We start from the raw sequence: 21,628 nt of genomic DNA, 5'->3' as shown, positions 1-21,628 counted from the left end.
ATCGACGGCAGGCCGACCGCGACGGAGGCGCGCATGATTCACGTCCTCACGACTCACGTCCTCGAGAGTCGCGTCCCCAGGACTCGTGAGTCCATCACTCACGTCGCCGAGGATCACCTGGAGCGGTTTCCGCTGATCTCGACCCACTCTCCGCTCATTCCCGCGCAAGCGGGAATCCAGAGCCGCATGTCGGGCGGCCCCTGGGTCCCCGCCTTCGCGGGGACGGACGGAAGTGGGACCGATGCATCGCGACCGAAAGCTGCTCCAAAGAGCATGCCGCTCGCGCGGCTGCCGCGTCGTGGCGCGACGGCGCTCGTCTTTGCGGCGATGCTCTTCGTTCCCGCGACGGCACCGGCGCAGTCGCCGCCGGCGAGCGAGGTCGAGGCGGCGGCCGCGATGCCGATCACGGTCTCGCCGTTCCTGCCCGGCGACGTGCCGGGCGGCGCGCCGAACGCCGACCTCGCCACCGCGGCGGCGTTCGCCTGGCAGGAGTTCATCGCGCTGAGCTGGCCGGCGCAGTCCGGCGTGCGCGAGACGCCGGACCTGCGGCTGCCCTTCGGCACCAATGGCGTGGCGGGGGGGCCGCCGCTGGTGTGGCAGACCTTCCGCCACAAGGTGGAGATCTTCCCGCCGCGCGACATGAACGACACGACGGCGCGGCTGCCGCTGCCGCACGGCGCGGATCGCGGACCGCCGACCTACGGCTACGATCTGCCGCCCGACTACGTCTACGTCCCCGGCAAGGTCGGCACGCCGGACGGCCGCGTGAAAGCCTGCCCGGGTCAGGCGCCGGTCGCCCAGGCGCCTTGGGTGAATCTCGACGAGACCAGCCAGATCGGCCTCGACCAGATGTTCGCCGGCATCCTGCCGGCCAGGACGAGCGGACCCAACACCGCGCCGCAGCTGATCAGGTTCATGGCCAAGGGCAGCCGGCTCCAATACGTCTATTCGCTCGACAACGAGTACTGGTACCACTCGCCCGCGCTGCAGACGGCCGAGCAGAACTTCATCGACGCGGTCAAGACCGGCACGCCGCCGAAGGCGCCCTTCGTGTTCTTCCCGGTCGGCACCATCGAGCTGAAATCGGCGTGGCGACCGCTCGCGCCGGGCGAGGACGTGTCGCGCTTCCATACCACGCGGGTGCGCTTCTACGAGACCGCCGGCGCGGTGCCGTGTTACGTGGAGGCCGAATGGGCGCTGATCGCGCTCCACATCATCCACAAGACGCCGACCGCTCCGGCCTTCGTGTTCGCCACCTTCGAGCAGGCCGACAACATCCTCACGGTCGACGGCAAGCCGGTGGAGGACGCGGACGGACGGGTGATCGCGCCGCAGGCCGGCTATCCGACCGAGCCGCCGCAAACCTACACCGACGCGGTCGCCGGCCCGAAGGTCGCGCTGGCGCCGGGCGCCGGCTTCTGCACCGGCCCGCAGCAGATGGGACACCGCCTGTTCTACAGCGAGATCCCCGGCAACACGGCCCTGCCGGTCGGCGGCGCGATCTGCGTCAAGCAGCGCTTCCACGACATCCCGCCCGTGATCGTCGCCGTCAACACCGTGGCTCACCGGGCGATCGCCGCCTACACGGCGGCCAACAACGTGCCGCGCTCGCCCTGGGCTTACTACAAGCTCGTCAACGTGCAGGCCTATCCGTTCGACAAGTCGCAGATCGCGACGAATCCCAACAGCCCGAAAGGCGCGCCGAGCTTCTATCAGGCGAACGGCGTGGTCGAGACCGACTACACGCTGCAGAACTTCAGCGGCCGGCTGTCGAACGGGGCGCCGACCGACTATCCGCCGAACGGCAGCGTGCCGAACTTCAAGAACGTTCACCTGTTCTCGCAGAACCCGCCGTCCGCCGCGTCCTACAACATGGGCGGCTGCCAGGGCTGCCACGCCAACGCCCAGCTGCTCGGGACCGATTTCAGCTTCATCCTCGACGGCAACGGCTTCCAGGCGGCGCCCGACGCGCCGGGCCCGGCCACGGCGGCGGCGGCCGCGGAGCGCTACGAGCTCCGGTTCCGCCGCGTGGTGGACTGAGCGAGCCTGGCGCGTACAGTGGCGTGGCGCGGCGGGCCGGCGCGCCACGTCATGGCAGGGGCAAGCGGCGCCCACTCGGCCTGATCGTCACCGGCGGACTTGATCCGGCGGTCCGTCTCGTCGAAAGACGCCGCTTCCAAGAAGATGGATTCGCGGGTCGAGCCGGCGAATGACCGGCCGGGGCATGCCGCTGGCGTCACGCCGCCTCGCGCTGGCGGGCCGGGCACTGGACGAAGTCGTCGAGCCGGTGGATCAGCGGGTGCGGGTAGAGGAACCGGTTCTCGGCGATCGGGATCAGCATGCCTTCCGGCCGGCCCGCCTGGAAGTAGACGTTGTGCTTCTCGCCGCGGCGATAGCCGGCCGGCGTGGTGGTGGTCACGAAGGTGGTGCCGACCGGCTGGTAGCGCGGATCGATGCCGAACACGGCGGCCACGGCGGCGTCGACGAAGCAGAAATTGCTGGGATCGGAGTGGCGCAGGTGGGTGTCCTGGATGATCAGGGCGTGCACCCGCTTGTGTACGTAGTAGAGCGAGGCGAGGTCGCGCATCACCACGGGGAAGCGGTGCGAGCCGTCGTGATGGACGAGCGCGGCGTCGAAGTCGGGATCGGCCGCGACCGCCTGCACGTAGTTCGGCAGCTCGCCGAGGAACAGGCGCACGCGGTCGAGCGCCTCGGGGAAGGTGCGGGCGATGCGGTGCCAGGCGGCGAGCAGGGCGCCCGGATTGACGTCGACGAGGTCGATGGCGAGGTCGAAGGCGACGGCGCAGCCGGCGAGCTCGACGCTGAGGCCGCCGTGGAACACGCCGCATTCGACGACCCGGCGCACCACGCCGTTGTTGAGGCGCAGGAACTCGAAGACGTCGCGATAGTGCTTCTCCGAGCACTGGTCGCTGGTGCGGAACGGATAGGCGTTGATGCGCCGGGCGATGTCGTTCCAGATGCGGTTGTCGGTGGTCTCCGACCGCTTCAGGTCGGTGAGCGGCACGTCGACCCCGACCAGGGCGATCGGGTCGCCGTCGGCCGGCAGCGGCTCGGGGCGCGCCATGAAGCAGCCCCATCCGGGATGGCTGGCGAAGCGGTCGACGAGCGGATCGTGAAACGACATGGCGTGATCTCGGACGGGCGGCGGAACGGGCGGGCCCGGCGGCGCCGCGATGGATGAACGAGCGTGTCGGAGCATTGCGGCTTCGTGTCTCGTGATTTCTACGGCCGTACCATGGTTAACCGGCGGTGTTTCGGTCCGGCCCGGCGCCGCGCCGTCCGGTGCGCCGGGGCGCCGGTCGCCCGGGCGCGCCGGCCGAAATCTTCGACGCAGGACGGAAACCTCCGGCGAAGCCCGTTACGTATTTCTCCTGTACAGGGCCTGAAAAGCCGGGCAGTCTGACCAGAATTTTCGAGACGAATCCTCGCACCGCGGCGGCGCCGACATGACAGTTGGACGACGTTTTTGCCTGATCTTGGTGAAGCCGTCGCATTACGACGACGACGGCTACGTCATCCAGTGGCTGCGTTCGCCGATACCGTCGAACTCGCTCGCCGCCCTCTACGGCATCGCCAAGGACTGCGCGGCCAGGCAGGTCCTGGGCGAGGACGTCGCGCTCGACATCCACGCCTTCGACGAGACCAACACCCGCATCCGGCCGAAGCGGCTCGCCGCCATGATCCAGGAGGCGGGCGCCGGCATGGTGATGCTGGTCGGGGTGCAGTCGAACCAGTTCCCGCGCGCCCTCGACCTCGCCCGGCCGCTGCGGGCGGCCGGGATCGCGGTGGCGGTCGGCGGCTTCCACGTCTCCGGCGTCACCGCGATGCTGGCCGGCGTCGACCGCGAGCTCGACGCGGCGCGCGCGCTCGGCCTGACGCTGTTCGCCGGCGAGGCGGAAGGGCGGCTCGACCGGGTGCTGCAGGACGCGGCGGCCGGCCGGCTGGAGCCCGTCTACGACTACATGGACGACCTGCCGTCGATCGAGGGCGCGCCGATCCCGCTGATGGCGGCCGAGCGGGTGCAGCGCACGGCGGGCGCGGCGACCAGCTTCGACGCCGGGCGCGGCTGTCCCTACCAGTGCTCGTTCTGCACCATCATCAACGTCCAGGGCCGGAAGTCGCGGCGCCGCTCGCCCGACGACGTCGAGACGATCGTGCGCACCAACTACGCCCAGGGGCTGCGCAGCTTCTTCATCACCGACGACAACTTCGCCCGCAACAAGGACTGGGAGCCGATCCTCGACCGGCTGATCCATCTGCGCGAGGTGGAGAAGCTGAACATCGGCTTCATCATCCAGGTCGACACGCTGTGCCACAAGCTGCCGAACTTCGTCGAGAAGGCGGCGCGGGCCGGCGTCCGGCGGGTGTTCATCGGGCTGGAGAACATCAACCCGCAGAACCTCGCCGACGCCAAGAAGCGGCAGAACAAGATCACCGAGTACCGCCAGATGCTGCTGGCCTGGAAGGCGGTGCGCGTGATCACCTATGCGGGGTACATCCTCGGCTTCCCCAACGACACGGTCGATTCGATCATGCACGACATCGACGTGATCAAGCGGGAGCTGCCGGTCGATCTCCTCGAGTTCTTCTATCTGACGCCGCTGCCCGGCTCGGAGGATCACCGCCGGCTGGTGCAGGCCGGCGTGCCGCTCCATCCCGACCTCAACCGCTACGACCTCAATCACGTTTGCGCGCCGCACGCGAAGATGTCGCCGCTCGACTGGAAGAAGGCCTATGCGCTGGCCTGGCAGCGCTACTACACGACCGAGCACATCACCACGATCCTGAAGCGGGTGGCGGCGAGTGGCGGCAACGCGTCGAACGCGCTGTTCCTGATCACCTGGTTCAAGGGCTCGATCGACTTCGAGCGCATCCATCCGCTGGAGTCGGGCTTCCTGCGGCTGAAGTCGCGCACCGACCGGCGCCCCGGCTTTCCGCGCGAGCCGGCGCTGACCTTCTATCCGCGCTACTGGGCCCACACGGCGATCAAGCTGGTGCGCTGGGGGGCGCTGTATCTGCGGCTGCGCCGCATCTATCTGCGCATCAAGCACGATCCCCGGAAGTTCGCCTACACGGACACGGCGATGAGCGCCTGGGAGGAGGGCGAGGCCGGCCGCGCCCTGTTCGAGAGCGCCGCCGCGCGCGCCTTCGTCGAGGAGCAGCGCCGCGTCCAGGAGGCCCGCACGGCCGGAGCCGGCGGCCTCGGCCTGCCGATCCCCCCGGCCGCCGCGCCCGAGGGGGCGTGAGGGGGGCTGGTCGTTCCGGGGCGGCGCGCCAGCGCCGAGCCCGGAACCCATAGCCCCTGTCTCGCGTGAGCCGCCGGCACCGGGCGTGTGGGTCCCGGGCTCGCGCCTGCGGCGCGCCCCGGGACGACCGCGGCAGGGGGATTCCCTCCCGCTTGCCCGCCGCGGCCCCGCCGCCTAGAACGGCGTCCCGTCCACCACCCCCCGGTTCCGAAGGCGTGTCCGCGTGAAGTTCTCTCTCCTCGCCACCGACGGCGCCGCGCGCCTCGGGTCGCTCGAGACGCCGCACGGCACGGTGCGGACGCCCGCCTTCATGCCGGTGGGGACGCAGGCCGCCATGAAGGGCGTGCACTGGCACGAGGTGCGCGAGGCGGGCGCCGACATCGTGCTGTCCAACACCTACCACCTGATGCTGCGCCCCGGCGCCGAGCGCATCGCCAAGCTCGGCGGGCTGCACGCTTTCATGGGCTGGCCGGGCCCGATCCTCACCGACTCGGGCGGCTTCCAGGTGATGTCGCTGTCCGAGCTGCGCAAGGTCGACGAGCAGGGCGTCACGTTCCGGTCGCATGTCGACGGGGCGATCGTCGCGCTCTCGCCGGAGCGCGCCGTCGAGATCCAGCGGCTGCTCGGCTCCGACATCGCCATGCAGCTCGACGAGTGCGTGGCGCTGCCGGCCGAGCGGGCCGAGCTCGACCGGGCGATGCGGCTCTCGTTGCGCTGGGCGGAACGCTGCAAGCGCGCCTTCGCGCCCGACCTCGCCAGCGGCCGCGCCCTGTTCGCCATCGTCCAGGGCGGCGACGACGTCGCCCTGCGGCGCGAGAGCGCGCGCGAGCTCGTCGCCATGGACTTCCAGGGCTACGCCATCGGCGGGCTGGCGGTCGGCGAGCCGCAGGAGACCATGCTAGCGATGATCGAGGAGGTGGCGCCGCTGCTGCCCGCCGACCGGCCGCGCTACCTGATGGGCGTCGGCACGCCGGACGATCTCCTGAAAGCCGTGGCGCGCGGCGTCGACATGTTCGACTGCGTGCTGCCGACCCGCAACGGCCGCCACGGCCTCGCCTACACGCGCTTCGGGCCGGTGAACCTGAAGAACGCACGCCACCAGGAGGACCCGCGGCCGCTCGATCCGGAGAGCCCGTGCCGCATCGCCCGCGAGGTGCCGCGCGCCTATCTTCACCACCTGATCCGGGCCAACGAGACGCTCGGCGCCATGTATCTGAGCGTCGTCAACATCGCCTATTTCCAGACCCTGATGCAGGGCGTGCGCGCCGCCGTCGCCGAGCGGCGATTCGCCGACCACGCGGCCGCCGTCACGGCCGGCTGGACCCGGGGTGACGTGCCGCCGGTGTGACGTGTAGGCTGCGGCGATCTGCCCCGCCCGCCGGCGGCCGAATGTTCTCCAATTCGAAACGGTTCGCCGGTAGACCGCGACCGAAGCCCGCGCTCCCCCGAGCCGCGGGACGCGATCCCCCGTCGGCGCCCGCCCGGGCGCCGTCCCGTCGAGGCCCCGTCCGTGCGGGCGCGGGCCTGCTTCCCGCACAGGAGGACCCGCATGCGAAGAACCCTGGCCACCCTGCTCGCCGTCGCCGCCACCACCCTGTTCGCCGGCGCGGCCGTCGCCCAGACCTATCCGGACCGGCCGGTGCGCGTCACGGTGCCGTTCGGGGCCGGCGGCGTCGCCGACCTGACGGTGCGCATCGTCACCGAGAAGCTCGGCCAGAAGCTCGGCCAGCGCTTCATCATCGAGAACATGCCGGGCGCCGGCGGCATCGCCTCGGCGCGCGCCGCGCTCTCCGCCCCGGCCGACGGCTACACGCTGACGCTGCTGTCCAACGGCAACGCCGTGTCGGTGCCGCTGTTCAAGAGCCTGCCCTACGACCCGGTGAAGGACTTCATGCCGATCTCGATCCTCGGCACCTTCGACTTCATCCTCGGGGTCAACGCCGCCTCGCCCTACAAGACGCTCGCCGACGTGCTCGAGTACGGGAAGAAGAATCCCGGCAAGCTGAACGTCGGCACCATCAATGTCGGCAGCACCCAGAACCTCTCGGGCGAGCTGTTCAAGTCGCAGACCGGGCTGAACTTCTACATCGTGCCCTACCGCAACACGCCGGAGGTGATCATCGCGCTGCTGCGCGACGACGTGAACGTGATGATCGACACCTACGCGGCGATGAAGTCGAACCTGCTGGACAACAAGATCCGGCCGCTCGCCACCACCGGCCCGGAGCGCTCCGAGATCCTGCCCGACGTGCCGACCGTGATCGAATCGGGCGTCAAGGACTACGACGTGACCTCGTGGAACGCGCTGTTCGCGCCGAAGGGCACGCCGCCGGCCGTGATCGACACCCTCAACACGGCGCTGCGCGAGGTCCTGGGCGACGCCGACGTGAAGAAGCGCCTGCTCGAGCTCGGCATCACGGCGCGCCCGACCTCGCCGGCGGAGCTGTCGAAGCGCCTCGCGGACGACATCGCCAAGTGGGGCGCCGTCATCGAGAAGGCCGGCATCCCGAAGCAGTGAGACCGGAGTCGCGGCCCCGGCGCGCGCGTCACGCGCGGGCGCCGGTGGTGCCGCGGCAGGTCTGACCGGGTCTGACTCGGGGCGGCGCGAGAGCGCCGCCCCGAACCCGTGCGCCGGGTTCCGCGGCGCATCCGGTCCGCAAACTCGCCTCGAACTCGCCCGGTGGTGGTAACCCGTTGTTATGCGTCCCGGCCTAGGGTGCCCACAGGCTCCCGTTTCAGGCAGGTAGTTTCCATGTTTCGTTTGGGCGACTTTTCGATCCGGGCCAAGCTGTGGGCCCTGGTGGTGGTGGCGACCCTGGTGCCGATCGTGATGATCGGGCTCTCCAGCACCTTCGCGTATCAGCGGATGGTCGACGACCGCATCGGCCTGCTGCGCGGCGTGGTGGAGGCTGGCGTCGGTCTCGCCAAGGGATTGAACGCCGAGGTCGAGAAGGGCCGGCTCACCCGCGACGAGGCGCTGGCCCGGTTCCGCGACGCCATCCACGCGATGTATTACAACGGCGGCGCCGACTACATGTTCGCCTACGACCTGAAGGGCGTCTCGGTCGCCAATCCGTCGAACCACAAGGCGGTCGGCACCGACCGCAGCGGGCTCCAGGACAAGACCGGAAAGCACTTCGTCCGCGAGATCGTCGAGACGATGCAGCGCCAGGAGAGCGCCATCGTGCGCTGGATGTGGCCGAAGCTCGGCTCCGACGTGCCGCTGCAGAAGACCAACTACGTCCAGCGCTACCAGCCGCTCGGCATCATCCTCGGCACCGGCGTCTACACCGACGACATCGACGCCGTCTATCGGGGCTTCATGGTGAAGCTCGCCGGCACGGCGGCGGCCCTGATCGCCGCGCTGGTGCTGATCGCCTTCCTGATCAACCGCGGCATCGTGCGCTCGCTCGACGCCCTGCGCGGCAAGATGGCGGCGCTGGCGGCGGGCGACACCTCGGTCGCCTTTCCGGAGGCCGAGCGGCGCAACGAGATCGGCGCCATGGCGAAGGCCGTGCAGGTGTTCAAGGACAGCATGGTCGAGGCGGAGCACCTGCGCGGCGCCCAGGAGCGCCAGCGCGAGGCGGCGCGGGCCGAGCGGCGGGCCGCGCTGATCGCGCTCGCCGATCGCTTCGAGGCGGAGGTCGGCACCGTGGTCGACGCGGTCGGCGGCGCCGCCGAGCGTATGCAGTCCGCCGCCACACGCATGGCGGCCGACGCCGACCAGGGCAGCACGCAGGCCACCACGGTGGCGAGCGCCGCCGAGGAGGCCTCGGCCAACGTCCAGACCGTCGCCGCGGCGACCCAGCAGCTCTCCGCCTCGATCCGCGAGATCGCGTCGCAGGTCGAGCGCTCGCGCGGCATCGCCGGCCGGGCCGACACCGAGGCGCGCCAGACCACGGCGCTGATCGGCAAGCTGTCCGAGAACGTCGACGGCATCGGCGAGATCGTCGCGCTGATCAACGCCATCGCGGCGCAGACCAACCTGCTGGCGCTCAACGCCACCATCGAGGCGGCGCGCGCCGGCGAGGCCGGAAAGGGCTTCGCGGTCGTCGCCTCCGAGGTGAAGTCGCTCGCCGGCCAGACCGCCAAGGCGACCGAGGACATCTCGAACCGCATCTCCACCGTTCAGGCGGCGACCGCCGAGACCGTCAAGGCGATCGCCTCGATCACCGGCGTGATGGAGCAGATGAGCAGCATCAGCGCCACCATCGCGTCGGCCGTGGAGGAGCAGACCGCGGCGACCGGCGAGATCGCCCGCAATGTCGAGCAGGCGGCGACCGGCACCAGCGAGGTGTCGCGCGGCATCGGCCTGGTCGAGACCACGGCGCGCGACGCCGGCCGTTCGGCGGCCGGCATCGACGAGGCGGCCAAGGCCCTGTCGCGGCACTCGGGCACCCTGCAGGCCGAGGTCGGGCGCTTCCTCGCCCGCGTCCGCGCCGACGACGCCGCGGCGGCCTGACGGCGCGACTAAGCCGACGTCGGCTTGGCGAAGCGGAACAGGCCGACGTCGATGACGCCGAGACGGAAGCCGGTCTCGCAATAGGCGAGGTAGTACTCCCACATGCGGCGGAAGCGGCGGTCGAAGCCGTGCGGCTCGATCGCCGGCCAGGCGGCCAGGAAGCGGTGCCGCCACTCGGCCAGCGTCCGGGCGTAGCTCTGGCCGAAGGCCGTCTCGTCGGTCGGCACGAGGCCGGCCCGCCGGGCGTGCTCGATCATCATGGCGCGGGTCGGCAGCATGCCGCCCGGGAAGACGTAGCGCTGGATGAAGTCCGGGTTCCGGCGGTAGCTGTCGAACCGGCTCGCCTCGATGGTGATGGCCTGGATCACGGCGCTGCCGCCGGCCTTCAGCCGGGCGAACAGCGTCTCGAAATAGACCGGCCAGTACTTCTCGCCCACCGCCTCGATCATCTCGATCGACACGATGCGGTCGAAGGTGCCGTCGACGTCGCGATAGTCCTGCAGGCGCAGGTCGCAGGCGGTGCCGTGGCCGGCCGCGGCGAGCCGCTGCCGCGCCAGGGCGAGCTGCTCGGACGACAAAGTGAGGCCGGTCACCCGGCAGCCGGCCTCGGCCATCCGGGCGGCGAGCGCGCCCCAGCCGCAGCCGATCTCCAGCACGTGCTCGCCGCCGGCGAGGCCGAGCAGCGCCACGATGCGGTCGAGCTTCTCGCGCTGCGCGTCCTCCAGCGACTGCGTGCCGGCCGTGTAGATCGCCGACGAGTAGGTCATGCTGCGGTCGAGCCAGGCGGCGTAGAAGGCGTTGCCGAGGTCGTAATGGGCGGCGATGTTGCGGCGGCTGCCGCGCTTCGTGTTGGCGCGCTTGCGGTGACGCAGCCGGTCGACGAGGCGCTCGGTGCGCAGGCCGGCATAGACGTCGGCCAGCCCGGTGTCGTTCTCCGAGAACAGGGTCAGCAGGGCGGGCAGGTCGGGGGTCGACCAGTCGCCGTCCATGTAGGATTCGGCGAAGCCGAGATCGCCGCGCCACAGCACCCGCCACAGCGGCCGCCAGCGGTGCAGGATCCAGGTCGCCGCGGTGCCGGGCCGCCGGCCGCGATGCTCGATCCGCTCGCCGGTCGGCAGCTCGACGGTGAGGCTGCCGACGTCGAGGCGGCGCAGCACCCGGGCGAGCAGATGATGGGCGATCGACCGGCGACGGCGCAGCACGGCGGCCGCCGTGCAGGTCTCGGACGCGACGCGACCGGCGTCGCAGGGAGAGACGTGGCTCATGCTCCACTCCGCAACATTCGATTTCGCACGCGTCCGTGACGCATGGTTCGGGTCCGTACGATTCAGGTCCGCACGATGGTGACGGGCCGGGCCGGCGGCGCCTGATGGGGCCGCAGGCCGACGCCCTTGCGCCACAGCTTCAGGGCCTCCCAGTGGATCGCGGCGATCACCTTCCAGGTGATCAGCGGATGCGCCAGGAACGTCTTCAGCAGGGTTCCGTCGGAGAGCGCGCGGCGCCGGCCGGTCAGCGCGGCGACGATCACGGGCTCGCCCGCGGCGTCGGCCCGGATCGCCACCGCGACGTCGCGGTCGGGCGGCGACACGCGGAACGCGTAGCGCAGATCCATGTCCATGAACGGCGACACGTAGAACAGCTTGTCGCACGTCTGGCGAACGGTCCCGTCCGCCTCCGGTTCCACCGGGATGAGATAGGAGTGGCGGTCCCCGAACGTGTTGGTGACCTCGTACAGCACGGCGGCGAGCGTCGCGTCGGCGCGTCGGCAGAAATAGACGCTGAGCGGATTGAACACGTAGCCGAGCACCCGCGGCATCGTGAGGATCTGCACCGAGCCGCCGGCGAGGTCGATGCCGGCCTCGGCCAGCATGCGGTCGACCTGGGCGCGCAGCGGCTCCTCGGTGCCGGCGCCGTGGTCGGCGTTCCGGAACGTGAACAGGTTGAACCGGTCGCGCGAGAACAGTCGCAGCGTCGCCGCGAGGGCGTCGATCTCGTCGAGATCGAGCAGCATCCAGAAGCAGCGGTAGCGCAGCGCGTGCGCCCGCGGCTTCAGGCGGCGGTGGACCACGGCCCCCGTGTAGACGGCGGATCGGACGGCGGCGGACCCGGTCATGCCGGCAGCGTCGGTTGCGGCACGCGCACGCGCGCCGGATCGAGCGGAATGCGGCCGCTCTCGTTCGCGACGGTCCACGGCCGGCGCACGCCGCCGATCGCCTCGGCGACGGCGAGGCCGGCCTGCAGCCCGTCCTCGTGGAAGCCGGCGCCGAAATGGGCGCCGCAGTACCAGGTGTTGCCGACGCCCTGCAGCGACCACAGCTGGCGCTGCGCCGCATAGGCGGCGAGATCGAACAGCGGGTGCTCGTAGATCTCGGTCTGGATCAGGGTGCCGGGTTTCGGCGGGCGCGGCGGATTGAGCGTCACGAACAGCGGCGTCGCCTCGGGGAGGTTCTGCAGCCGGTTCATCCAGTAGGTGACGGTGACGCGGGGCCTGTCGTCGGGTCCCGTGCGGGTCCCGATCACGTTCCAGCTCGACCAGGCGGCGCGCCGCTTCGGCATCAGGCTGTCATCCGTGTGGAGAACGGCGACGTTGCGAGTGTAGCGGAAGGCGCCGAGCAGCGCACGCTCGTCGAGGGTGGGGTCGGCGAGCAGCCCCAACGCCTGGTCGGCATGGGTCGCGATCACGACATGGTCGAAGGCCTGCGCCATGCCGTTCTGGTCGATCACGGTGACGCCGGTCGCGTGGCGCCGGATCGCGGCGGCGCCGCAGTCGAGCCGGATGCGGTCGCGGAACGAGGCGGTGAGACGTTCCACGTAGCGCGTGCTGCCGCCCACCACGGTGCGCCACACCGGGCGGTCGACGATCTTCAGGAGGCCGTGGTTCTCGTGGAAGCGGATGAAGGCCGCGGCCGGGTACTCCATCATCTCCTGTGGGGCGGCCGACCAGATGGCGCCCGCCATCGGCAGCAGGTGGTCGTCCCGGAAGGCGCGCGAGTAGCCGTGCCGCTTGAGATAGTCGCCGAGCGTGACGTGCACCTCGTCGAGCGCGCCGGCGTCGCGCGGCGCCCGGCGATAGAAGCGCACGAGCCCGGCCAGCATCGACCAGAAGCGCGGCCGCAGCAGGTTGCGCTTCTGCGCCAGGAGGGCGCCGAAGCTGCCGCCGCCGTATTCCAGCGCGCCGTCGTCGAGCGACACGGCGAGCGACATGTCGGTCGCCTGGGTCGGCACGTCGAGATGGCGGAAGAGGGCGGTGAGGTTGGGATAGGTCGTCTCGTTATAGACGATAAAGCCGGTGTCGACCGGGAGGCCGCCGTGCTGCGGCGGGGTCCGCACCGTGTTGGAGTGGCCGCCGATGCGGTCGGCCCGCTCGTAGACCGTGACGTCGTGGCGCTGCGACAGCAGCCAGGCGGCCGCCATGCCGGAGATGCCGGTGCCGACCACCGCGACATTCAGGCGCGGCCCCTCGCTGTCGTCCATTCTCGCCCCCTGACCCCCGATGCGTGCCGAGCCGGCTACCGGCGGGTTCGGACGCATTACGCCGGGCCGGCGGCGCTGGATCACCGCGGCCGGGCGGGTCCGGGTGATCCAAGCCGCGGGAGCCTCCGTAATGGGGTCATGCTTGTTCGAACCGCCATTCCCGGTCAGTCTCTTCCGGCGGGCGCCGTCGCGGCGCTGCTCGACCGTGGCCGGCCGCCCGGGCCGTGCCGCACGGGGGAGGGGATGGCGATCGTCGAGGGAGCCAAGGGGAGCGTGCGGGACCACGACCGGTTGATCGAGGCGATCGCGGCGCGGGCCGATCGTGAGGCGTTCGCGGCGCTGTTCGCCCATTTCGCGCCGCGCGTGAAGGCCTTCCTGATGCGGTCCGGCACGGCGGCCGACCTCGCCGAGGAGCTGGCCCAGGAGACGCTGGTCACGGTGTGGCGCAAGGCCGCGCTGTTCGACGCGTCGAAGGCCGGCGCCTCCGCCTGGATCTTCGCCATCGCCCGCAACCTGCGCATCGACGCGGCGCGCCGGCAGCGCCGCGAGATGCTGCACGCCATGGCGGAGGAGCCGGAGCCCGAGCTGGCGCCGCCGCCCGACCACGACATGGAGGCGGGCGAGCGGCAGAAGCGGGTGCGGGCGGCGCTCGATCATCTGCCGGGCGAGCAGCGCCGCATCGTCGAACTGTCCTTCTTCGAGGGGCGGGCGCACGGCGACATCGCCGGGCTGCTCGACATCCCGCTCGGAACCGTCAAGTCGCGTCTGCGTCTTGCCATGAACCGGATGCGCTCCCTGCTGGGTGACCTGACATGACCGTCACGCACCATCCCACCGAAGCCACGCTCGCCGCCTTCGCGGCCGGAACGCTCGACGAGGGCCGCATGCTGGTCGTCGCCGCGCATCTCGCCGCCTGCCCGGAGTGCCGACGGACCGTCCGCATGCTGGAGGCGACCGGCGGCGTCCTGCTCGACGACCTGCCGCCCGTCGACGTCGGGTCCGACGCGCTCGCCCGCGCCATGGCCGAGATCGACGGCGGCGGGCGCGACGCCGGCCTCTCCGCCCGCCCGGGACGAGGCGGGGAGGTGATCCCGGGCCTGTCGCCGGCGCACCAGACGCTGCTCGCGTCCTACGAGATGGGGCCGTGGCGGTGGGTCGGGCCGGGCGTGTCGTGGCGCCAGATCGAGACGCCGACCCTGCCGGGCGGCCGGGTGTTCCTGCTCAAGGCGGCCGGCGGCACGGCGCTGCCCGACCACACCCACACCGGCACCGAGCTGACCTGCGTGCTCACCGGCGCGTTCCGCCACGAGCACGGCCGCTACGGGCCGGGCGACGTCGACGAGGCCGACGACGAGGTCGACCACACGCCGATCGTCGAGCCGGGAGGCGAGTGCATCTGCCTGGTCGCCATGCAGGGCCGGCTCAAGCTCAACGGCCTCCTGGGCAAGGTGCTGCAGCCCTTCGTGCGGCTTTGACGGCGGGTCATTCCGGGGCGCCGCGCAGCGGCGAACCCGGAATCCAGCCCGGACGTCCCGACTCGCGGCTGGAGTCCGGGTTCGCGGACCTCCCGGTCCGCGCCCCGGAGTGACCGGGCGCTCGGCGGTCGAAATCCGAGCGGACGTCGGTTTCCATTTTCGGCTTTGTTTGTTCGCAGATCGGAATTGCCATGCTGCTCTCCATCCAGCTCTTCGGGGCCCTGCTGATCGCCGCCGTCGCGTTCTCGATGGTGATGTCGGTCGCCACCGTGGTCGAACGCCGCACCGGCAATGCCGGCTGGGTCGACACCTTCTGGACCTTCGGGCTCGGCGGCGTCGGCGCCGCCGCGGCGCTGGCGCCGCTCGGGCCCGAGGGCTGGCCGGCGGCGCGCCAGCTGCTCGTCGCCCTGCTGGTCGCCACCTGGGCGGTGCGGCTCGGCAGCCACATCGCGGCGCGGGCCCGCAAGACCGGCGACGATCCGCGCTACGCGGCGCTGCGCCAGCAGTGGGGCCGCGACGCCGCGCGCCGGATGGCGCTGTTCCTGCAGATGCAGGCGCTGGTCTCGATCCCGATGATCGCGACCGCATTGCTCGCGGCGCACCGGCCGGCCCCGGGGCTCGGCCTGCAGGATCTCGTCGGCCTCGCCCTGGTGGTCGCCGGCGTCGCCGGCGAGGGGATCGCCGACCGCCAGCTCCGGACCTTCCGCGAGACCAGGGCCGAGCGCGGCCGCATCTGCGACACCGGCCTGTGGGGCTGGTCGCGGCACCCGAACTACTTCTTCGAGTGGCTCACCTGGGTCGGCCTCGCCGTGATCGCGCTCGACGTCTCGGGCGAGTACTGGATCGGCTGGCTGGCGCTCGGCGGCCCCGCCTGCATGTACTGGCTGCTGGTGCACGTCTCCGGGATCCCGCCGCTGGAGGAGCACATGGAGGCGCGCCACCGCGACGCCTTCCGGGCCTACAAGGCGCGCACCAGCGCGTTCTTCCCGCTGCCGCCGAAAACCTCCGCCGTGACCGAGCCGTCCTGACGAAGGAGCCCCCGATGAGCCTGATCGCCACCGCGATCGGCGGCGCCGAGCGCCTGCCGATCCCCGACGTCCTCACCCGCGCCGGCATCGCCGTGCTGGTCGAGACGACGCGCCGCGCGCTCGGCGGCGTCGATCCGTCGGCCGAGCGGCGCTTCGCCGCCGACATGGCGGCGCATCCGATCGCCGTCCACACCAGCGAGGCCAACGCCCAGCACTACGAGGTGCCGGCGGCGTTCTTCGCGCATGTGCTGGGACCGCGGCGAAAGTACTCGTGCTGCCTCTACGCGGACGGCGCCGACACGCTCGCCGCCGCCGAGGAGCGGGCGCTCGCCGAGACCATGGCGCATGCCGACCTCGCCGACGGCCAGACCATCCTCGAGCTCGGCTGCGGCTGGGGCTCGCTGTCGCTCGCCATGGCGGAGCGCTTCCCGCACGCCCGCATCACGGCGGTGTCGAACTCGCGCTCGCAGCGCATCTTCATCGAGGGCGAGGCGGCGCGGCGCCGGCTCGGCAATCTCGCCGTGATCACGGCCGACATGAACGCCTTCGCGCCGGAGCAGACCTTCGACCGCGTCGTCTCGGTCGAGATGTTCGAGCACATGGCGAACTGGCAGGGGCTGCTCGCCCGCATCCGCGGCTGGCTGTCGCCGCAGGGACGGCTGTTCCTGCACGTGTTCAGCCACCGCGCCGCGCCCTACCGGTTCGACCATCGCGATCCGGCCGACTGGATCGCGCAGCACTTCTTCACCGGCGGCATCATGCCGAGCCACGGCCTGATCCGCGCCTTCGACGACTTCCGGGTCGAAGCGGAGTGGCGGTGGAGCGGCACGCACTACGCCCGCACGGCCGAGGACTGGCTGAAGAACTTCGACGCGAACCGCGCGGCGATCGACCCGATCCTGCGCGACGTCTACGGCGCCGACGCGGGCCTGTGGGCGCGCCGCTGGCGGCTGTTCTTCCTCGCCACCGCCGGCCTGTTCGGCCATGCCGGCGGCGCCGAATGGGGCGTCAGCCACTACAGGCTGGCGGCGGCGCAGCACTGAAGTCGACGGATCAGGGGGCGGTCGTTCCGGGGCGGGCGCGACAGCCGCGACACGCGGCCGTCGTCTCGTCGCACCAAAGCGCCGAGGGTCACGGCCCCAGCCTCGTCTGCAGCAGCATCAGCGACGGGGCCGGGGCCGTGAACACGACCGGGATGGCTGATCACCGGTCGTGTATCGGAGGAGGGGTCGCCCGGGGAGAAGGGGCACGGCGGGGTGTCGTACCGTTCAGATAGGTGCGGCTCAGGCCGCCATCCAGTGGCGCGACGCCGCAGCGGCGCCGTAGCCGGCGGCCGCCGCGACACCGGTCAGGACCGCGCCCCAGGCGATGTCGGCGAGCGTGATCTGCAAGGTCCAGTTGCGCAGCGTCGCGTAGTTGGTGAGGTCGTAGGTCGCGTAGGCGAGCGCCCCGAACAGCGCGCCCCAGCCGATCGCCGTCAGCACGCTCTCGGCCTTGAGGGCCGGCGCCACCGCGAAGGCGAGCACGCCGATCGGATAGATCAGGTAGAACACGACGGCCGGCGCGAAGCGCGGCGACTCGAGCAGGATGTCGCCGAGCGTCGGGCGATACAGCACGCTGCCCATCTTGTAGAGCCAGACCGCGTCGACGGCGAGAAACGCCACCAGCGTGGCGGCATAGGCGATGGCGTAGAGCAATGGAGCTGGTCCTGTCGGTGAATGTCTGCCGGACTTACGTCGGCGGGCGGCCGGCGGATCACCGCACCGGCGCGGCGATCGCCGGCGGCGTGCGAGCGCCGCGATCGCGGCACGCGAGCGGGGGCGCGGCGGCGATGCCGCACCCTGATCCGGCCGGCGCTTCCCGTCGTATTCACTCCGCTCTATAGGAAAGGACACCCCCGATGACCTCGGCCCTCCAGGCGATCGAGACGATGGCGAAGCGCAGCAAGGACGACGACCGCAAGGGCGGCCGGGCGAAGATCGAACGCCCGAAGCTCGAGCGCCCGTCTCGTGCCGAGGTGGAGGCGGCGTTCCGTACCATCCTGCGTTGGACCGGCGACGATCCCGACCGCGAGGGGCTGCTGGAGACGCCGGCGCGGGCGGCGCGCGCCTACGAGGAGTTCTTCAAGGGCTATCGCGAGGACCCGGCCGCGATCCTGCGCAAGACCTTCGACGAGACCGGCGGCTACGACGAGATGGTGGTGCTGCGCGGCGTGCGCTTCGAGAGCCACTGCGAGCACCACATCGTGCCGATCATCGGCCGCGCCTGGGTCGCCTATGTGCCGAGCGGCCGCGTCGTCGGCATCTCCAAGCTGGCCCGGGTCGTCGAGGTCTACGCCAAGCGGCTCCAGATCCAGGAGAAGATGACGGCGCAGATCGCCGACACCATCCAGGAGGTGCTGGAGCCGCAGGGCGTCGCGGTGGTGATCAAGGCACAGCACCACTGCATGACGACGCGCGGCGTGCACAAGCACGACACCGACATGGTGACCAGCCGGATGACCGGCGTGTTCCGCGACAACACGGCGACCCGGCAGGAATTCCTCGCGCTGATCGACTGACGCGGGCGCACCGGGGCGGCGGCGCGGCGGCCGCGCCGCCGGCCGTCACGCGCCGGCGATCGCCAGCAGCAGCGCCAGCACCACCGGGATCGATGCCGCGGCCAGCACGGTCTGCACCGCCGTGATGCCGGCCATCAGGGGCGCGTCGCCGCCGAGCTGGCGGGCCAGGATGTAGGCCGAGGAGGCGGTCGGCATCGCCTCGAACAGCAGCACGACGACGAGCGGCTCGCCGCGAAGCCCGAGCGCCAGCGCGATGGCCAGCGCCGCCGCCGGCATCACCAGGAACTTCGCCACCGACGACACGACCACGGGCGCGACCCACTGCCGGGCGGCGCCGAAGTCGAGCGCGGCGCCGACGCACAGCAGGCCGAGCGGCAGCGACGCGGCGCCGAGCGCCTTGAGCGCGGCGTCGAGGCCGGGCGGCAGGCCGAGCCCGGTCGCCTGCAGGGCGATGCCGGCGACGCAGGAGACGACCAGCGGGTTGGTGACGATCTGCCGGGCGACGCCGCGTGCGTTCAGCCGCGCCCGGCCCCAGCGGGCGAACACCAGCACGCAGAGCACGTTCACGGTCGGCACGATGGCCGCCGTGCAGATCGCCGACAGGGTGAGGCCCTCGGCGCCGAACAGCCCCACCGCGATGGTGACGGCGACGTAGTTGTTGAAGCGCACGCTGCCCTGGAACACCGAGGTGAAGGCGGCGCCGTCGATCCGCATCAGCGGTCTCGCCAGCACCACGGCGGCGGAGACGAGCAGGATGGCGCCGATCAGCGCCACCGCCATCTGCCACACCGGCAGGGCGCCCAGCCGGGTGGTGGCGAGCCCGTGCAGGAACAGGGCCGGCAGCAGCACGAAATAGGCGAGCCGCTCGGCCTGCGGCCAGAACGCCTCGGCCAGGAAGGCGGTCCGCCGCAGCGCATGGCCGAGGCCGATCAGCAGCACGATCGGGACGAGGGCGAGAAGCACGGCGCCGGTCATCGGCGCGGGTCCGGGGCAGGGCGGGCAGGAAGGAGACGGGACACGGGAGGGACATCCGGGACGGGCGAGGGAAGGGCCGCCGCCGTCGCGGAGGCCCGTCGGCGGCCGGCGCCGACGGTGCTCTACCATCACAGAACCGGGCGCGGGTCACCACATTCGGGTCACCACATTCGGGTCGTCGGGTTTGGGTCCGACAAGTTGGGTCGACCCCCGGCGCGGGCCGCGGATCGGGCGCGCGAGCCCCGGCGCTCGCGCTCGCCGCCGGCGGGGCCGGCGGGCGTCGGGCGGGGCCGCCTCTAGCGGCTGGCGCGCAGCTTCGGCCGGGCGGCCGGCTTCGGCGCGGCGGGGGCCTCGGCGGCGGCCGGGCCGGTGGCGGGCTTGGCCAGCACGACCAGGGTGGAGGTCGCCGGGGCGAGGGCGGCGAGCGCCGCCTGGGCGGCCTCGACGGCGTCCGGGGCAGCCGGCGGCACCACCCGCTCGGCGGTGCGCTTGGCGGCGGCGGCCTTGGCCTTGGCGGCGAGGCGCGCGGCCTTCTTCGGGGCCTTGGGAGCCTTCGGCACGTCGACGGTCTTGGCCGCGGCCTTGGCGGCCGTCTTGGCGGCCGGCTTCGCCGTCGTCTTGGCCGCGCTCTTGACCGGGCTCTTGGCGGCCGCCGGCGCCGGCGCGGGGGCCGGAGCGGTCTCGGCCGGCGCGGCTGCGGCGATCACCTCGACCGCCGGCGCGACTGCCGGCTCGACCGCCACCGGCGCGGCGGCCGGCCGCGCGGCGGCGGCGCCGCCGGCGAGCTCGGCCAGGACCTCGCGCTCGGCCTGCAGCCAGTACTGGTCGTCGCGTCCGTCGATGCGGCCGTTGGCGTTCCAGATGTGGTACGCGCGTTCTCGAATGAGCTCCTCGAGTGAGTGGGCCATTGCAACCTCCTGTCCCGTTCGGAGCCCCATGCTTGGGGTCGACATGGTTAACAGAAGGTAAAAGCCACATCCTCCGGGAGCATTCGGCTAGTGCGCAAGTAATAGGCAACCCGGCCGCAGGGGCGGAAAACCGCCGGCGCGCCCGCTGGTTGCGGGATCCGCCGCGGATCGGATCGGTCGCCGCTCCGGCCGCGGCCGTGCGTCACAGCCAGCGGCGCTCGCCGCTCGGATCGGAGATGCGGCGCGACACCACCAGCCGATTCCAGATGAACAGCACCAGCACGGCGCCCACCGTGGCGCCGATGAAGCCGGCGCCCTGGTCGAGCCGGTACCAGCCGATGGTCTGGCCGACCCAGGTGGCGACGAACGCGCCGGCGATGCCGAGCAGGGTGGTGAGGATGAAGCCGCTCGGCTTGTTGGGACCGGGGGCGAGCAGCCGCGCCAGGATTCCGGCGACGAAGCCGATCAGGATGATCCACAGGATGCTCATGCCGCTCTCCGCGCCTGCCGGCCCGCTGCCGGTATCCGACGGTTCAACTCGGGTCCGGCGGGCGGGTTCCAGACACCGGCGACGGCGTGGCGGCTTGCCGACATGTCCGACACGGTTGTCCGGAAGGCCACATGCAGAGGCCGTGGACTGGTGCGAAAAATGCTGCGGCTGCAGGGGTTTCGCCGGCCGTTCCGGTGGCACGCCGGTTGCGAGGGGACGGCGCATTGGAACACTTCAATTCTGCGAGAGAGACAAATGGCCGACGTCACCTTCACCTCGCCTGCCATGCCCAAGGACGTGACCGTCTACGCGATCGCCGGCGATACGCGGACGCTCCTCTCGGTCGCCAAGGAGCACAAGGTCCCGATCCACTTCGAATGCGAGAACGGCGAGTGCGGCTCGTGCGCCTGCGAGGTCTCGGTCCTCAGCGGCAAGACCCCGCTCGGCATCAGCCTCACCGAGAAGGAGAAGACGGTCCTCAAGCTGGCCGGCAAGATCACCCAGCAGCAGATCGACGACGCCGAGGTGAAGGACCTGCCGCCGCCGTGGCGGCTGGCCTGCCAGTTCATCGTCCGGCACGAGGACATTCTCGTGAAGTTCTGAAGCCTTGCGGGCCGTCGCTGAGACTGCGCCGGAGCGCCGGCCGCCGCCCGTCCGCCGGCGGCGCGTCGGCGTGTCCCGGATGTCGCGGCGCTGCGGTTCGGGCTAGGCTCGCGGCCTCTTCCGGGAGGCGTCGCATGTACTACTTCAAGGGCCGCGGCTTTCTCTGGCACGACAGCAAGGGGCCGGTGCTGTGGTGGCCGCTGAACTGGGTGTGGTTCGGCGTGTTCGAGCTCAAGCGCTGGCGCGAGGACAAGAAGGCCGAGCGCGCCGCCCGCCGCGCCGCCAAGGCCGGCGCGCGCGGCCCGTCGCCCGAGGCCGGCACCCCGCCGGCCGGCAGCCCGCCCGCCGGCGCCGCGTGACGGAGCCCGCCTCCGGCGCGGACGCCG

20 protein-coding genes are annotated in these 21,628 nt (G+C 71.6%); 12 read left to right on the top strand and 8 right to left on the bottom strand.

The window, feature by feature from the left end; all coding sequences use genetic code 11:
* Positions 1 to 327: 327 nt before the first annotated feature.
* Positions 328 to 2,040, top strand: coding sequence for a hypothetical protein (locus J2S22_RS27495; protein WP_272779440.1), 1,713 nt, complete (start codon positions 328 to 330; stop codon positions 2,038 to 2,040).
* A gap of 196 nt (positions 2,041 to 2,236) precedes the next feature.
* On the opposite strand, the gene J2S22_RS27490 is transcribed toward J2S22_RS27495, so the two are convergent.
* Positions 2,237 to 3,145, bottom strand: coding sequence for a class I SAM-dependent methyltransferase (locus tag J2S22_RS27490; RefSeq protein WP_272779439.1), 909 nt, complete (start codon positions 3,143 to 3,145; stop codon positions 2,237 to 2,239).
* A gap of 322 nt (positions 3,146 to 3,467) precedes the next feature.
* On the opposite strand from J2S22_RS27490, the gene J2S22_RS27485 reads away from it, so the two are divergent.
* The 4 genes from J2S22_RS27485 (at position 3,468) to J2S22_RS27470 (ending at position 9,729) form a co-directional block, all read left to right on the top strand.
* Positions 3,468 to 5,267: a B12-binding domain-containing radical SAM protein gene (locus tag J2S22_RS27485; RefSeq protein ID WP_272779438.1), complete on the top strand. Its 1,800-nt coding sequence runs from the start codon at positions 3,468 to 3,470 to the stop codon at positions 5,265 to 5,267.
* 223 nt (positions 5,268 to 5,490) lie between these two features.
* Positions 5,491 to 6,615: a tRNA guanosine(34) transglycosylase Tgt gene (gene tgt / locus J2S22_RS27480; RefSeq protein WP_272779437.1), complete on the top strand. Its 1,125-nt coding sequence runs from the start codon at positions 5,491 to 5,493 to the stop codon at positions 6,613 to 6,615.
* A gap of 201 nt (positions 6,616 to 6,816) precedes the next feature.
* The gene (locus J2S22_RS27475; protein ID WP_272779436.1) at positions 6,817 to 7,785 is read left to right on the top strand and encodes a Bug family tripartite tricarboxylate transporter substrate binding protein; all 969 of its coding nucleotides are present in this window, start codon (positions 6,817 to 6,819) and stop codon (positions 7,783 to 7,785) included.
* A 234-nt stretch (positions 7,786 to 8,019) separates the two neighbouring features.
* Positions 8,020 to 9,729: a methyl-accepting chemotaxis protein gene (locus tag J2S22_RS27470; protein ID WP_272779435.1), complete on the top strand. Its 1,710-nt coding sequence runs from the start codon at positions 8,020 to 8,022 to the stop codon at positions 9,727 to 9,729.
* A gap of 8 nt (positions 9,730 to 9,737) precedes the next feature.
* On the opposite strand, the gene J2S22_RS27465 is transcribed toward J2S22_RS27470, so the two are convergent.
* The 3 genes from J2S22_RS27465 to J2S22_RS27455 all read right to left on the bottom strand — a co-directional run bounded on the left by J2S22_RS27465 (position 9,738) and on the right by J2S22_RS27455 (position 13,203).
* Entirely contained in the window at positions 9,738 to 10,994 is a 1,257-nt protein-coding gene (locus J2S22_RS27465) for an SAM-dependent methyltransferase (RefSeq protein WP_272779434.1), read from the bottom strand.
* Between the two features lie 62 nt (positions 10,995 to 11,056).
* On the bottom strand, positions 11,057 to 11,842 hold the full coding sequence (locus tag J2S22_RS27460) for a DUF1365 domain-containing protein (protein WP_272779433.1): 786 nt from the start codon (positions 11,840 to 11,842) through the stop codon (positions 11,057 to 11,059).
* Positions 11,839 to 13,203 (bottom strand): NAD(P)/FAD-dependent oxidoreductase, encoded by a 1,365-nt coding sequence (locus J2S22_RS27455; protein WP_272779432.1) that lies wholly within the window; start codon positions 13,201 to 13,203, stop codon positions 11,839 to 11,841. Before J2S22_RS27455 ends, J2S22_RS27460 begins: the two co-directional genes overlap by 4 nt.
* A 243-nt stretch (positions 13,204 to 13,446) precedes the next feature.
* Between J2S22_RS27455 and J2S22_RS27450 the strand changes: the two genes are divergently transcribed.
* The 4 genes from J2S22_RS27450 to J2S22_RS27435 all read left to right on the top strand — a co-directional run bounded on the left by J2S22_RS27450 (position 13,447) and on the right by J2S22_RS27435 (position 16,749).
* Positions 13,447 to 14,019 carry a sigma-70 family RNA polymerase sigma factor gene (locus J2S22_RS27450; RefSeq protein WP_272779431.1) on the top strand — a complete coding sequence of 191 codons (573 nt, stop codon included), beginning with the start codon at positions 13,447 to 13,449 and terminating at the stop codon, positions 14,017 to 14,019.
* Positions 14,016 to 14,678, top strand: coding sequence for a ChrR family anti-sigma-E factor (locus J2S22_RS27445; protein WP_272779430.1), 663 nt, complete (start codon positions 14,016 to 14,018; stop codon positions 14,676 to 14,678). Before J2S22_RS27450 ends, J2S22_RS27445 begins: the two co-directional genes overlap by 4 nt.
* 191 nt (positions 14,679 to 14,869) lie before the next feature.
* Positions 14,870 to 15,706 carry a DUF1295 domain-containing protein gene (locus J2S22_RS27440; protein WP_272779429.1) on the top strand — a complete coding sequence of 279 codons (837 nt, stop codon included), beginning with the start codon at positions 14,870 to 14,872 and terminating at the stop codon, positions 15,704 to 15,706.
* Positions 15,707 to 15,720: 14 nt separating this feature from the next.
* Positions 15,721 to 16,749 (top strand): SAM-dependent methyltransferase, encoded by a 1,029-nt coding sequence (locus J2S22_RS27435; protein WP_272779428.1) that lies wholly within the window; start codon positions 15,721 to 15,723, stop codon positions 16,747 to 16,749.
* A 240-nt stretch (positions 16,750 to 16,989) separates the two neighbouring features.
* On the opposite strand, the gene J2S22_RS27430 is transcribed toward J2S22_RS27435, so the two are convergent.
* Complete coding sequence (locus tag J2S22_RS27430; RefSeq protein ID WP_272779427.1) at positions 16,990 to 17,403, bottom strand: DUF2177 family protein; 414 nt, start codon at positions 17,401 to 17,403, stop codon at positions 16,990 to 16,992.
* A 203-nt stretch (positions 17,404 to 17,606) separates the two neighbouring features.
* On the opposite strand from J2S22_RS27430, the gene folE reads away from it, so the two are divergent.
* The gene (folE, locus tag J2S22_RS27425) at positions 17,607 to 18,266 is read left to right on the top strand and encodes a GTP cyclohydrolase I FolE (RefSeq protein WP_272779426.1); all 660 of its coding nucleotides are present in this window, start codon (positions 17,607 to 17,609) and stop codon (positions 18,264 to 18,266) included.
* A gap of 45 nt (positions 18,267 to 18,311) precedes the next feature.
* On the opposite strand, the gene J2S22_RS27420 is transcribed toward folE, so the two are convergent.
* From J2S22_RS27420 to J2S22_RS27410, 3 genes are all read right to left on the bottom strand, one after another.
* A complete protein-coding gene (locus J2S22_RS27420; RefSeq protein WP_272779425.1) occupies positions 18,312 to 19,241 on the bottom strand; it encodes an AEC family transporter in 930 nt (309 codons plus the stop codon).
* 296 nt (positions 19,242 to 19,537) lie between these two features.
* On the bottom strand, positions 19,538 to 20,149 hold the full coding sequence (locus J2S22_RS27415; protein WP_272779424.1) for a DUF2934 domain-containing protein: 612 nt from the start codon (positions 20,147 to 20,149) through the stop codon (positions 19,538 to 19,540).
* Between the two features lie 202 nt (positions 20,150 to 20,351).
* The gene (locus J2S22_RS27410; RefSeq protein ID WP_272779423.1) at positions 20,352 to 20,639 is read right to left on the bottom strand and encodes a GlsB/YeaQ/YmgE family stress response membrane protein; all 288 of its coding nucleotides are present in this window, start codon (positions 20,637 to 20,639) and stop codon (positions 20,352 to 20,354) included.
* A gap of 255 nt (positions 20,640 to 20,894) precedes the next feature.
* Between J2S22_RS27410 and J2S22_RS27405 the strand changes: the two genes are divergently transcribed.
* Both J2S22_RS27405 and J2S22_RS27400 read left to right on the top strand, forming a co-directional pair.
* Positions 20,895 to 21,242 (top strand): 2Fe-2S iron-sulfur cluster-binding protein, encoded by a 348-nt coding sequence (locus J2S22_RS27405; protein WP_272779422.1) that lies wholly within the window; start codon positions 20,895 to 20,897, stop codon positions 21,240 to 21,242.
* Positions 21,243 to 21,376: 134 nt separating this feature from the next.
* The gene (locus tag J2S22_RS27400; protein WP_307155894.1) at positions 21,377 to 21,601 is read left to right on the top strand and encodes a hypothetical protein; all 225 of its coding nucleotides are present in this window, start codon (positions 21,377 to 21,379) and stop codon (positions 21,599 to 21,601) included.
* Positions 21,602 to 21,628: the final 27 nt, after the last annotated feature.

The sequence above is a fragment of the Rhodoplanes tepidamans genome (assembly GCF_030813915.1).
Taxonomy (GTDB): domain Bacteria; phylum Pseudomonadota; class Alphaproteobacteria; order Rhizobiales; family Xanthobacteraceae; genus Rhodoplanes; species Rhodoplanes tepidamans.
The sequence above is the reverse complement of the archived record's forward strand: the minus strand, read 5'-3'. Positions and strand labels throughout refer to the sequence as shown.